Origin of the sequence: Bradyrhizobium sp. CCBAU 051011 (assembly GCF_009930815.1) — a bacterium.
In the GTDB taxonomy this organism is placed as follows: domain Bacteria; phylum Pseudomonadota; class Alphaproteobacteria; order Rhizobiales; family Xanthobacteraceae; genus Bradyrhizobium.
This window is the reverse complement of sequence record NZ_CP022222.1, coordinates 8,300,631-8,313,584: the sequence shown is the minus strand read 5'-3', so window position 1 is coordinate 8,313,584 and position 12,954 is coordinate 8,300,631. Positions and strand designations below refer to the sequence as shown.

Genomic DNA, 12,954 nt, shown 5'->3' with positions numbered 1-12,954 from the left:
TGGCGCGCATGGCCACACGCTGGCCTACCTCAAGCAAGGCGTGGCTTGGCAAAACAATCAAGGCGACGTCATCAATAACAATGAGTGTGGCCAATGTCGGCGACGGCGCGCTCGACTTCCACAAGGCGCTCGACGAGGTCTTTCCCGGCACACGCCACCAGCGATGCTGGATGCACAAGACTGTGAACGTCCTGGACAAGGTCCACTCTCTGCGCAGGCCACTATGAAGAAGGATTTGCGCGAGGTCTGTTGGGCGCGAACCGAGCGTCCGCCGAAGCGGCGATCGACGTCTTCCCCGAGAAGTATTGGGCCAAGTACGGCCGGGCGATCGAATGCCTGGTCAAGGATCGCGACGCACTACTGGCCTTCTACGATTTTCTTGCCGAACATTGGGATCACTTGCGCTCCACCACCAATCTCATCGAGAGCTTGTTCGCCACGGGGCGATACAGGATGGTGCGGACGAAGGGCTCCTTCTCGCCAACCACCGCCAGGCCGATGGTGTTCAAGCTGGTGATCGCCGCAGCAAGGACTTGGCGGCGGCTCAACGGCATAAATCAGTCGCCGAAGGTCGTCGCAGTTGTCAGATTCAGCGACGGCATTTGAGGGCATCCAAGCGCCGGCAAACCAAGCGCCTGATTACCTCGTCACCTAAATCCCGAATAGCTCAGCTTACTGGGCCGATAATTCAATGGAGTTCTTAATGACTAATGATAACGAGAAGGAAGCCCCACCGGCTCTGTCCACCGGTGCGACGCATATGCTCATCGAGCTATGGGGAGCGAAGAACCTCGACGATCCGGCCATTGCAGAAGACGCAATCCGAAAAGCCACCCGTGCCGCGAGGGCGACATTACTCCACCTTCACGTTCACAAGTTTTGTCCGGGTCACGGCGTCTCCGCAATCGCCTTGTTGGCTGAATCGCACATTACCTTACATACTTGGCCTGAGAGGTGCTACGCGGCCGCTGATGTCTTCGCATGTGGCAACAGCGATCCTGCGAGCGCCGTGCCAGTTCTAGTTGAGGCGTTTCAGCCCGAACAGTCTGACGTTCGCAGCTTCCGGAGAGGTGTGTCAATCAAGCCGACGCGTTGAAGCAGATGGTCGATCTTCTTGGAATAGCCGGCCTTGTTTCCGACCGCCCGGGTGAGGGTATCGAACTCACTGCCGCAATCGAAAAACATCTTGGGCTAACATCTCGTATCACAGCTTAACCGCGAGGCTCCGAGCACTCACCGCTATGAGACTCCGCTTTCGTTCTAGCTAGTGGGTCCGCATCCGACGGGTCGACAGCGCGGAGTAGAAGATCACGATCCAGGTCAACAATTATCGAAACACGTTCATCAGCCACGACAAATTTCGACGATCCTTCGCCATGGATCGATCGGATTTCTGATCCAAGGCTGATCAGTCGCGTCTCAAACCCTTTGACCGATTTGATCCAGCCGCTCTTCACGCGACCGAATTGATCAAGCACGATCCGGGCTGAACATGCTTCGATCGAATTTCTCTGCAATGAGTGTGTGTCTGAATCAGATATTGTCCGACGCATAGAAGTAGCTCAACAAGGTCTTTCTTCAACAAACGAGTCGAAACCAGGAAATGCTCCTATTAAACGTGCTTCCTCAGTCAGTTGAGCGGGTGTCGCATCATTGCGCGAAATGCGCATCGAACTTGGAATAATCGAGATTGGACCGGGTATCCGCCAGTCCTTCTCACGAACCAGCTATCGTAAGTGATGGTCGTGCCAAGCGCCCGCACCCAGTGACTTTCATCCGAATGCCGGCGCACCCTGTACTGAACGTCGCAACTGCATCCGGTGGCTGTTGCTCACGGGCTTCGGCAGAAGCATCCGTTTGTTAGCCGTGCGTGTTAGCAGAATCCGCACCGCGGTGGCCTTTTCCTTTACGTCCGCATCGAGTCGGGTCTGGACGAGAGCATTCGAAGCCATAGCGAACTCCTCTATGCGCGGCTAGGTAATGCATTTTTAATGACGTGCGCCAGAGACGTCATAGCCTCGTGAGCGGGGTAAGCACGGCGGCCAAACCCGCGCCTTTTCGGCGAAGCCGATGCTGCGGGCCCCCGGTCCAGGCAGCGGCGTGACCAGATGGGGTGGAGGCCTTCCCTGTCCTCCTTGCACCTCGATCAGGGTTGCGTAGATCGAAGCCGGGAGCTCGGATCGTCAGCTTGACCGAGAGATAGTCACGCTCCGTGTCCTTGGCGGTCTTCTGCCTAGGGGGCGCCTAGCTTGACACTAGGCCCGAAGATTCAGAAGTGCGGCCCTTCGGAGGGGGTCTCGACGCGGACCAGCTTGGCCGGCGCTGAGAGCGAGGTGCGAATCGGGCCGGAAAAGCCGTTGCCGTTCGAGGTGAAGGTGCCGACGGTCGCCTTTGTCGTGTCCTTTTTTCAGTTTTCAAGGCTACGCCCATCGCGGCCTCGATGGCTGGCCACAAACCGGGGGCGGTTACCCGCATCCCGAAAGGGGCCGGGACCCAGTAGAGGGACGGCCAGGGTGCGACTTTCTTGTTTTGTCGCGAGGAGTTCATACGCAGCGTGGATGCTTACCATCCAAAAAATCAATTTTACCAATGTTGCGGAATGTTGCATTGGCAGCAGCACCTGACGCGCTCTGATCACGTGACTTCTTTTGTCGCGCGACGCGGCTCGGCTGAGGAACGGCGTCGCGTTGGCGTCGAGGCGCCTGATGGAAGCAACAGAATGGCAGATCGAACTCGCGAAGGAAATCATCGCCAAAACCAAGGAATACGCAGCGGGCGGCGGCGAGATAACGCTCGCCGCGGAACTTACCTTGTGTGGCCTCATTCGCTGAGTTGACGAACCTGACCTACGACCTGAAGCAGTCCAGCTGCATGCAGATCGAGACGAACACGGACGATGCCTGGTCGAAATCTCAACCATATCGGCGCCACGGTTCAAGCTGTCCACGGCCTGTTCGCTAAGAAGGCCTGAATGAACAGGCGCGTCGTCATTACCGGAATGCGCGGGCTGTGCGGCCTAGGCACCTGCGCCGCCGCCAGCTGGAAAGAGATGCGCGAAAGCCGCTCCGCCATCGGCCAGATTGTCAATTCCGAGCTTTACGAGCTGAAGGTCAGGATCGCCGCCGACTTCAAAGCGCGATCGGAGCAGGACATCGACCGCAAGCAGCTCGTCGATCTCGACGCCACGTCCAATGTGCTGCGCCAGCGCAAGCTGCGCCTGGCGCTGAACAACGCCTCTGCCTTCGACGGCACGAACGGTTCTGGCATTCGGCCAAGCCAGTCAGGAGAGTTTCGGTTCACCGTCTAGCGGGTCGAACGGCCGCATGGTTTCGCGCTTGGTGCGCGTCTTGCTTAACGAGAGAAAAGACACGTAACAGCCAGCCTGCCCTTGGAATCACGCTGCAGGCTGTCGGATTTCCGACATCGCCGTCTTCAATCGGACACGGCTGGCATGGAAGGCTCGTCTGATGCCGTCGCCTCTCAACGCGCGAGGGCTCGGTGTTCGAGTTCGTATGGGAAGGAGCGTCATGACCACCATCGCAACTGCGGCGCCCGCGCGGGCGTCGCGAACTTGGTACAAAATCCTCTACGTTCAGGTGCTGATCGCGATTCTGATTGGCGTCCTCGTCGGTTGGCTGTGGCCGTCGCTCGCCACCAACGACTGGGTCAAGGCGCTCGGTGACGGCTTCATTAAGCTAATAAAGATGGTGATCGCGCCGATCATCTTCTGCACCGTAGTCTCGGGCATCGCGCACATCCAGGATGCGAAAAAGGTTGGCCGGGTCGGCCTCAAGGCGCTGGTCTATTTCGAGATCGTCTCCACCTTTGCCTTGGTGCTCGGCCTAGTGATGGGCAATCTTTTTCAGATCGGCCACGGCCTTGCGGCCAAGCCTGATGCCGCAGCCGTCGCCAACTACGTGAAGCAGGCGGAAGCCTCGAAAAGCGTCGATTTCATTCTCAATATCATTCCCGACACCGTGGTCGGCGCGCTCGCGCGCGGCGACATCCTGCAGGTGCTCTTGTTTGCGATCCTGTTCGGCTTCTCGCTGATGGCGCTGGGTGAGCGCGGTGCAAAGTTGCGTGGCATGATCGACGACGCGGCGCACGCGGTGTTCGGCGTCATCGCCATTATCATGAAGGCAGCGCCGATCGGCGCATTCGGCGCCATGGCATTCACGATCGGTAAGTTCGGACCAGCGGCGCTCGGCAATCTGGTCGGTCTCGTCGCGCTGTTCTATGCTACGGCCGCGCTGTTCGTGGTGGTCGTGCTCGGCCTGATCGCGCGCTTCGTTGGCTTTTCGATCTTCAAGTTTATCGCCTATATCAAGGATGAGCTCTTGCTCGTGCTCGGCACCTCGTCCTCGGAAAGTGCGCTGCCGCAGTTGATGACAAAGCTCGAGCGGCTGGGCTGCTCCAAGCCCGTGGTCGGCCTCGTGGTACCTACCGGCTACTCCTTCAACCTCGATGGCACCAACATCTACATGACCTTGGCAACGCTGTTTATCGCTCAGGCGCTCGGGGTGAATCTCAGCTTCGGCCAGCAGCTGACCATTCTCGTCGTGGCGATGCTGACCTCGAAAGGCGCAAGTGGTATCACCGGGGCCGGCTTCATCACACTCGCGGCGACGCTTTCAGTGGTTAATCCGGTGCTGGTGCCGGGTATGGCAATCGTGTTCTCGATCGACAAATTTATGAGCGAGGTACGCGCCCTTACTAATATCATCGGCAACGGTATTGCCGCGGTGTTCGTGGCCTGGTGGGAAGGCGAACTCAACCAAGCCACGCTGCATGCGCGGCTTAACCCGAAAATCGATCCTACCCACGGCGAGACCTCGAGCACGGCGGGGTAGGCGGCCCATTTCTATCCGTCATTCCAGGACAAGTCGAACTCGGGTGTAACCGGATTCGCGGGTCTTAGTGGCGCAAGTCGGCGGCAGCCGATTTCGATTGGGCACCCGGAAATCTCCCGCCGTCTCTGGATTGCCGGTTCGCTCGCTTCATGAGCGCCCCGGAATAGCGTCTAAAAGGTTGTCCGTGAGACGAGGGGAAGAAACCGCCGGCTTGCCGGGCGGCTTCTCATCAGTGCCGAGTATGAACGACTGCTTGAAAGTGGAAGTCCTCTATCCAACCGCATGAGGGTGAAGTGTTCTCGAAGTGCAACGACGCCATCGCGAAGGGGGTCTGAAGAAGCCGTGGAGCAAAGCCGCGGACGGACTAATCTAACGCGTGATGAGGTTAGCTCAAATCGATCCGGACCTCGCCAGACGGCGAGCTCAGCGGATCAAATATCAAGATCGCCTCGCACCTGAAGTTCATCAGGTCGCCCCAATTCTTGCGCGCAGATGCTACAGGCATAAGGGCCGGAGCGGTCGTTTCGTACATTCCCACGCAGAAGCCACGACCGCTGCACATTAGCCACACGCGTTTTTCGGTCACCCGCGCTACGCCTATCATGTCGGTTTTGAACAGAACAGCTGGGTCTTGCAACATCTATCTTTGGTCGTTCCACATGTTGCCAGCTAGCCGGTGTGGCTTAGACTCATCAGTTGGCTGCGATCCCACTTCGTGCTCAGGAATTAATTTGACGTGTAAGCGGTCGCGCAGTTCAAAGGAAGTGAGCGATGGAGATGGCATATGTATTCGGCTCTTGTCGGGATTCTTGTTCTTTTGAGTATCGGCATACTATTGGCCCACGCGATGGATGCTTTTCGCTCGCGTTCGTGACAGCAATTTCCGATATCCTCTGATGCAAACAGTGGTGCGCCTGCCTCAGTTCTGACGACAGATCGCGCCCGGTGAAGCGTCGAGCCCTCAGAGCGCCGTCATGAGTGCAGAGGCCTCGTAAGCCTAGCGATGTCAGCGGCGTCGCCCTTGGCCGCTCCGGAGAGCCGGCGGCGACTTCGGCGATCCAAGGGGGTCCGGAATTTCGGCGAACTGACCAAGGATGGATCGTATCCTTCTCGCAAGCGCGCGCGAGGCTCAGATCAGACCCGATCAGGAAGTCGCCGATATAGGTGCCGTCTAGCTTCTAGTTGAACCGTCTCAGCCAATCCTTTCAAGGTCGACTAAGCACCTCTTAGATTGTCATTCGCTTAGGCTGAGAACCTTCTCGTCTCATCCTGCCGCGCTTGAAATGCGGCTCGACTGGTCCTGCACTTACCGCGCCCAAGTGCCTGCGGACCCTCGTGAGATCGCTCAACACATCCTCCAGGATAAAGTTAGTTTTCGAGCGGCATCATTTCGGAAAAGAACGCTGTTGACGCTGCCTGCTCGGAGCCGGAAGCCCCTCGAACTTGAGCTCCACGAGTGGGACCAGGCCTTCGCTTGTAAGCGGCAAGCTGAGGCCGTCAGGCGGCGTGGTTCCATGGCATAAGCGCGTCGATTTCGCTGCTCGGCCAGCCGTTGGCGATACGCTGAAGCGTGAGGGTGAGCCAGGCGAACGGATCGACGTTGTTCATCTTCGCTGTCTGCAGCAGCGTTGCGATGGTCGCCCAGGTTCGCCCGCCGCCGTCGCTGCCAGCGAAGAGGCTATTCTTTCTCGTAATTGTTTGTGGCCTGATGGCGCGTTCGACGATGTTGGAGTCGAGCTCGATGCGACCATCGGTCAGGAAGCGCTCGAAGATGGCACGGCGCGAGACGGCATAGCGGATCGCCTCGGCCAGTTTTGATTTGCCGGAGATCCGCCGCAAGCTCTGCTGCCAGAGGTCGAAGAGATCTGCGACGACCGCTGCGGAGGCTTGCTGGCGCGCGGCAACGCGTGCGTCGGGGCTTTGACCGCGCACGGTCTTCTCGACCTGCCAGAGCTTTGCCATCCGCTCGACCGTCGTCGTTGCCACTCTCGAGCTTCCTGCAACATGCAGCTCGTAGAACTTGCGTCTGCTGTGTGACCAGCTTGCGTCAGGATAAGTCCTGGAAAGGAGGAAGAATGTGATCTGAAACCTTTCATCGTGACCCAGAGGGTTCGACGCCCTCCCGGCAAAGGCGGAGCCCGCCAGCCGGAAGCGAGTCTTGCATGGGTGACGGCAACGTCGCTCGTGAAGCGTAGACAGCGGGTACCAAAGCCCTGTGGCAAGCCTCGAAATCATGGTCGTGCTGAAGCCTTCGCCGTGTTGGGTCCGGGGGCAGCACCGGGAAAGCCGCTATGGCCAGGCTCATCGGTTCGGCCGGGGTCTCCGAGCAGGGCAAAGGTGCGGGATGGGTCACCAGGAAACCTGAGAGATCCCGTTGGTGTCCACATGGAAAGCTGGCGCGGAGCACCGGCCTCAACAACGCTCCAGGCCTGGTGTCCCGACTTGGCGGGCATCGGGAGCGCGCATGCGAACACGAAACACCAAGGCATGTGGAATCCGGAGGCGAAGACATAAGCTGACGGACATGCGCAGCGGGAAGTCGTAGCGGCTTCGTAGTACTGAGGAAGGCGGGGAACTGGGCTTACCGGGACCCACTGGAGGGAAGGGAGTCGCCACGCGTTAAGACCATTGACGAGAAACACGGGAGGGAACGCTGAGTCCTGCAAACCTGTCCACGAAACGACAATGGATAGCCGATCTGGCGAGGAAACATCCCGAGCGGGTGCTGACCTCGCTGCATCACCTGATCGACCGTGAATGGATGCTCGAAGCCTATCGCCTGACGCGCAAGGATGGCGCGCCCGGCATCGACGGCATGACGGCGACCGATTATGAGGCGAACCTGGAGGTCAATCTTGATGATCTCCTGGCGCGCATCAAATCCGGCCGATACGTCGCGCCGCCGGTGCGACGGCACTATATCCCGAAAGCAGATGGCACCGAACGGCCACTGGGTATCCCGACATTGGAAGACAAGGTGGCGCAGCGGGCGATTCTCCTGCTGCTGGAGCCGATCTACGAGACGGACTTCTTGCCGTGCTCGTACGGCTTCCGACCGGGACGGTCGGCCCATGAGGCCCTGCACGCGCTACGTAATGGGTTCATGGAGCAAGGGCTGCGCTGGGTGGTGGACGTCGATATCTCGAAATACTTCGACACCATCGACCACGCGCACCTGCGCCGATTCCTCGATCAGCGAGTCACGGACGGCGTCGTCCGGAGGATGATCGACAAATGGCTGAAGGCGGGGGTGCTCGAAAAGGGCGTCCTGCGCCGCACGACTGGTGGAACGCCCCAAGGCGGCGTGATCTCGCCACTGCTTGCAAACATCTACCTGCACTACGTGCTGGATGAATGGTTCGAGCAGGTGGCACGACCGCGGCTCAAGGGGCGGTGCCTTCTGGTTCGATACGCTGATGACGCGGTGATCGCCTTCGAGGACCATCTGTCCGGCAAGCGATTGCTGAATGTGATGGGTAAGCGGCTCAGTCGGTACGGACTTCAACTCCATCCGACCAAGACCCGCTTCGTAGACTTCCGGTTCAAACGCCCTGATGGGCGTCATCCTGCGACGGCGGGGACCACGTTTAACTTCCTTGGCTTCACCCATGTGTGGGGTCAATCGCGGAAGGGTAAGAATGTGGTCCGGCAGATAACGGCAAAAGACCGTTATGCTCGCGCGCTGGCTTCCGTGACGGAATGGTGTCGGCTCAACCTGCATCGTCCGTTCCGGGAACAGCACGCCCATCTGTCACGGGTGATCCGGGGGCACTGCGCCTACTACGGCATCTCCGGAAACGGCCGACGGATTAGATGGTATCACCACCAGCTCACGCGGATATGGAAGAAATGGCTCGCACGGCGTGGCCGCCACAGCAATCTGCCGTGGTCACGCTTCCGGGCCATGCTCGCGCGACATCCGCTGCCGCCAGCCAAGATCGTCCACCAATATGCCGCTCCGTGAGCGAAGCTTACGCGTGAAGAACCGGATGCGGGTAATCCGCTCGTCCGGGTCTGTGAGGGGCGGGGATGGCAACATCCCCGCCTACTCGGCAGCCAGCCAAGGTGATGCCATCATTGCCGCGATCGGGTCGCGCCAACTTGTTATAGGCGGCATAGCCATCCACCTGCAGGATGCCGCGATAACCATTGAGATGCCGGACCGCGCATTCGCCGGAGCGGCTGTCTTCGAAGCGATAAGCCACCATCGGGGGACCGCTGCGGCCAAAGGTTCGGTCATCTCTGGCATAGGCCCATAAGTAGGCCGTCTTCGCCGATCCGGAGCCCGGAGCGAGTGTCGGCAAGGTGGTTTCGTCGGCAAAGACCCGTTCGGCCTTCTTGACCTCGCTGAAGATGTAGTCGGCTACGATCTCCAGCTCGAAGCCGAGCTTGCCCATCCATTGCGCCATCAGCTGGCGGTCGAGCCCGACCTTGTCGCGGGCGTAGATGGCCTCCTGCCGGTAGAGCGGCTGGCCATCGGCATATTTGGAGACGGCGATCTGGGCCAGAAGCGCTTCCGTCGGAATGCCTCCTTCAATGATATGGGCCGGGGCCGGCGCCTGGATTACGCCGTCCGCGTTCTTGAAGGCATACTTGGGACGGCGCGTGACGATCACACGGAACTTCGCTGGCACCACATCCAGGCGCTCCGACACGTCCTCGCCGATCAGCACCTTCTGCTTGCCGGCATGCTTAGCCAGCTCTTCCGGCTCAATGACGGTTTCGATCCGTTCCAGATGGGGTGCAAAGCCCTTGCGCCGGCGCGGTGCACGCTTGCCTTCCGCTTGCTCACGGCCCTTGCTGACCTGGGCCTTGATCGCGGCGATGCCGGTCTCGATCTCCTCGAAGACAAAGGCCCGCTGTTCATCGTCGCCGTTCACAGAGCCGAGCTTTTCCGATCGTCGGCCGAACCGGGCGCGGTCGAAGGCCTTCAGGATCTGCGTCAGCCGCTCGATGCGCGCATCGGCATCGGCGTTGCGCGCCCTGAGATCGGCGACTTCGCTCTCCAGAGCATCGGCGCGGGCCGCCTTCTCGGCCATGGCAAGCACCATGGCTTTCAACATCTCTACGTCATTCGGGAGGTTGAGATCGGGCGGCGTCATTGGCCCGACCAGAGCACATTTTGCCCCGTTTCTCTTGCCCTTTCAGCTCACTGATTCACTTCGCCGCAGCGCTTTTACCCAACAATCTCCGGCGGCTTGACCGCCACGGTCCGGACCCGCTTCCAGTCCATCCCATCCACCAGTGCCATCAACTGCGCCGGGTTGAGCTGCACCCGATGATGCCCGATCCGCGGCCAGCAGAACTTCGCCTTTTCAAGACGCTTTAAATAGAGGCACACGCCGGACCCATCCCACCATACGATCTTTATTCTGTCGGCTCTTTTGGCCCGGAAGACATAAAGCGCACCGTCGAACGGATCTGAGCCCGCATCGCGCACAAGCGCAACAAGGCCATCGATACCCTTGCGGAAGTCGACTGGATGGCTGGCGAGGAACACCTTCACACCCGAGGGAATCATGCCGAACGCACCGCCCGGATCACCCGCTGCAAGTGCGCCTCGTCGACGTCCACGCCGGCACGCACGACCACCTCGCCAATGGCAATCTCAATCACTGTGCCTGCCACAGACGCCACCACACCCTCGCAACTCGAGTGCCGCGAGCGATAATGCCGCTCGGCCCGAGCATCACGGCGCCAGGCGAACAGCTGCGACGGGTGAATGCCGATCCGGCGGGCGATCGCCGAGACGCTCGCGCCAGGCTCCAGCGCCTCTGTCACAACTTGCGCTTTGAACTCGTCCGACCAGCGTCGGCGAAGCTGCCGCGGCGCTCCCTCAAGACGGTCGGCGACCGCTTCGATCATATGGAAGGTTCTAGTTCCAGAACTAGGCGCAGACATAGAAGCTCACATCGGCTCACAAACTCAGCAGCCGATAGCCGATCGCTTACCCACTCCGCCAGACGGGGTTTCCTTGCCGCTTACCTTCGCTTCCGTCCCTCCAACACCCTTCCCATGCTCTTGATCAGTGATCTGAACATCCTGAACTCGTCTCGACCGAAATGCCCATCGAGGCTATCTTCGCGTCGCTCTCTGACCTAGCCTTGATTGCCTGGTCGACAAGCCCATCGTTCTTCCATGCCTGCGAATGGACGCCGTGCAGCGAACCCGCTGGTGGATGCGCTGGCAGATCTCAAGGATACCAGGCAGGCGCACATCACGGTGTAGTGGAATGGCGGTTCTCTCGGCGGCGCAGCCGACTGCGTTGATCGCAGAAGATTGTTTGGTGATTGAGTAGATATCGACAAAGATGTAAGCGGTCATCACGGCTGCAATAGCAAATACCGATATTCGTGCGGGGCGCGGCTCAGATGCGATGATAAAGCCGGATAGATGAGATGCCGCACAAATCTGGGGTGCAGCGGGGTGCGAACTGAGGCGCTGGCTTGCGCGGTTCGCGAGATCGGGTGCTACTTGATGTATTCCGAATATTCGAAATGATCGATCAGAAACGTGCTTGTGAACACGACCATCCAGCCGACGAATGAGACTGTGGCAGCCTTCAACGCGCCATAGCTTCCTCGGCCCGCCGGATGCCGCTACCATATTACCAGCAAGGGGCTCGCAGCGCATAAGTACTTCGTTCAGTGCGCTTCGGCACTTATTGTGTCCAGGAGCCTTTGAAGCGCTTGCGCGTCATGACGCTGTGATTCCTTGCAAACCGAGCTATCCGAGCCCTCTACGGCAAGCGCTTCAGTGCATGTCTGCCGGCCCCTGTCGATCGCCTTCGATGCGAGTAGCAAGCTTACGAAACCACCAAGAGATAGAATTGTGACGAAGAAAGCGATGTCCGCGGCCGATGCGTAGAGAAAACTGAGGATCCTTGAAAATCGAACTCCGGACGACTCCTGGATAGTGGGGGTGGTTGGGGTCATGATCGACTCCGTTAAGCCAACACTGCCCCACGCAAGGCAATAATGAACACCGAACTCACGGCTCAAAACCCTGAAGAGGCACTCGGTTTGTCGGTAACGCGATAATAGGTCTTTTTGAGGAAAGAATCCTCCGGAATCTGCTCAACAGACCTCTCCTTCCTGGTAGCTGAACGTAGTCGAACGGTCGCGCTACGCTCCGACCATGCGATCGTTCTTGTGAGCTTGCTATCCGGCGCTTCGACCGAACTTGCGCAACCAAGACGAAATCAAGGCGCTCTACCTCGGCGCTCGCCGAGAAGTGCCGTCAGCGAGAAGCCGCTGACGCATGCCTTGCCTGACTTTGATTCACAGAGAGGAAACTAATCTGGCTACGAACATTCTAGCGCGCAAGATCAATCAAGACGTTTATTCTCGAACTATAGGGGGAGCAATCGACATGTTCTCGAAGATCTGCACTATTACCCGATAATCGACGGTATGGGATCCGCAGGACTTGCGCTAGGACGACAGTGTGCATGGGGCTAGCGGGGTGCCGCCAGCCGGGCCTCCTGGTCAGAAAGTTGTGAGATGAACGCCCTTATAGTCTTAGCTCCCATCGAGGCGAGCGGCGATAGATGTTTCGATACGGAGGCAACGATTTTTGGAACGGGATAGGAGTGTCAGGCACTCCCGTACCCGCGACTGGACAGCAAAACTGATCGGAGTATCAGTTGTGGTGCAGGAACTCACTTGGCGTGATGGCGAGCACTGGCAGTTTTAAGGCGCTCCCACAAGCAGCACCCGCTGCAGTGCCCCGCGAATGACTCCGTCGTCGTAGACACGAACACGCGTCGCCGGTCCACGGCCTTGGCTTTTCGACTCCGATCTACCGCATCGCTCGCCTTTAATCCTGTCGGGCAGGGAGAGGGGTTAGCAAGTTTTCGTTCGGTGACTCACAACACCCAACCCGTTTTCTGGCCGCGCCAGCGCGCAATTCGTGTCCAACACCTGACAGCAGCACAACGCCCGTCAGGTTCAGGACATCGGTTGGCTTGGGCGCAGTGTAGGGTTTTCAAAGCATAATCAGACGCTTAATGCGTGCCGACGAAGATGGCACGGCTGTTGCTGTTGAGATCCGGCAACACTGAAGTCAGGGCCCGAGTGCATCCAGAGCGCAAACGAGCGATGCT

At 59.1% G+C, this 12,954-nt stretch carries 6 protein-coding genes and 6 pseudogenes; 6 read left to right on the top strand and 6 right to left on the bottom strand.

The window, feature by feature from the left end:
• Positions 1-95: 95 nt before the first annotated feature.
• Together ACH79_RS39095 and speD are read left to right on the top strand one after the other, a co-directional pair.
• Positions 96-606: pseudogene (locus tag ACH79_RS39095) on the top strand (transposase); the annotation flags it as partial.
• A 97-nt stretch (positions 607-703) separates the two neighbouring features.
• On the top strand, positions 704-1,096 hold the full coding sequence (gene speD, locus ACH79_RS39090) for an adenosylmethionine decarboxylase (RefSeq protein ID WP_161855570.1): 393 nt from the start codon (positions 704-706) through the stop codon (positions 1,094-1,096).
• 751 nt (positions 1,097-1,847) lie between these two features.
• Here speD and ACH79_RS44575 read toward each other — a convergent pair.
• Positions 1,848-1,952 (bottom strand): annotated as a pseudogene (locus tag ACH79_RS44575) (type II toxin-antitoxin system RelB/DinJ family antitoxin); the annotation flags it as partial.
• 134 nt (positions 1,953-2,086) lie between these two features.
• Positions 2,087-2,341: pseudogene (locus tag ACH79_RS44570) on the bottom strand (DUF736 family protein); the annotation flags it as partial.
• Positions 2,342-2,705: 364 nt separating this feature from the next.
• Here ACH79_RS44570 and ACH79_RS44890 point away from each other — a divergent pair.
• The 3 genes from ACH79_RS44890 to dctA all read left to right on the top strand — a co-directional run bounded on the left by ACH79_RS44890 (position 2,706) and on the right by dctA (position 4,850).
• On the top strand, positions 2,706-2,831 hold the full coding sequence (locus tag ACH79_RS44890) for a hypothetical protein (RefSeq protein ID WP_256380289.1): 126 nt from the start codon (positions 2,706-2,708) through the stop codon (positions 2,829-2,831).
• Between the two features lie 140 nt (positions 2,832-2,971).
• Positions 2,972-3,307, top strand: a complete 336-nt coding sequence (locus tag ACH79_RS45340; RefSeq protein ID WP_161855569.1) for a beta-ketoacyl synthase N-terminal-like domain-containing protein — start codon at positions 2,972-2,974, stop codon at positions 3,305-3,307.
• Between the two features lie 220 nt (positions 3,308-3,527).
• Entirely contained in the window at positions 3,528-4,850 is a 1,323-nt protein-coding gene (dctA, locus tag ACH79_RS39080) for a C4-dicarboxylate transporter DctA (protein ID WP_161855568.1), read from the top strand.
• A 1,497-nt stretch (positions 4,851-6,347) separates the two neighbouring features.
• On the opposite strand, the pseudogene ACH79_RS39075 reads toward dctA, so the two are convergent.
• Positions 6,348-6,890, bottom strand: a pseudogene (locus tag ACH79_RS39075) (transposase); the annotation flags it as partial.
• A gap of 682 nt (positions 6,891-7,572) precedes the next feature.
• Between ACH79_RS39075 and ltrA the strand changes: the two are divergent.
• A complete protein-coding gene (gene ltrA, locus ACH79_RS39070; protein ID WP_161855438.1) occupies positions 7,573-8,814 on the top strand; it encodes a group II intron reverse transcriptase/maturase in 1,242 nt (413 codons plus the stop codon).
• Positions 8,815-8,902: 88 nt separating this feature from the next.
• On the opposite strand, the pseudogene ACH79_RS39065 reads toward ltrA, so the two are convergent.
• From ACH79_RS39065 to ACH79_RS45335, 3 genes and pseudogenes are all read right to left on the bottom strand, one after another.
• A pseudogene (locus tag ACH79_RS39065) lies at positions 8,903-9,952 on the bottom strand (IS66 family transposase); the annotation flags it as partial.
• A 74-nt stretch (positions 9,953-10,026) separates the two neighbouring features.
• Positions 10,027-10,371 (bottom strand): IS66 family insertion sequence element accessory protein TnpB, encoded by a 345-nt coding sequence (tnpB, locus tag ACH79_RS39060; protein WP_071916490.1) that lies wholly within the window; start codon positions 10,369-10,371, stop codon positions 10,027-10,029.
• A 170-nt stretch (positions 10,372-10,541) separates the two neighbouring features.
• A pseudogene (locus tag ACH79_RS45335) lies at positions 10,542-10,715 on the bottom strand (transposase); the annotation flags it as partial.
• Positions 10,716-12,954 lie beyond the last annotated feature (2,239 nt).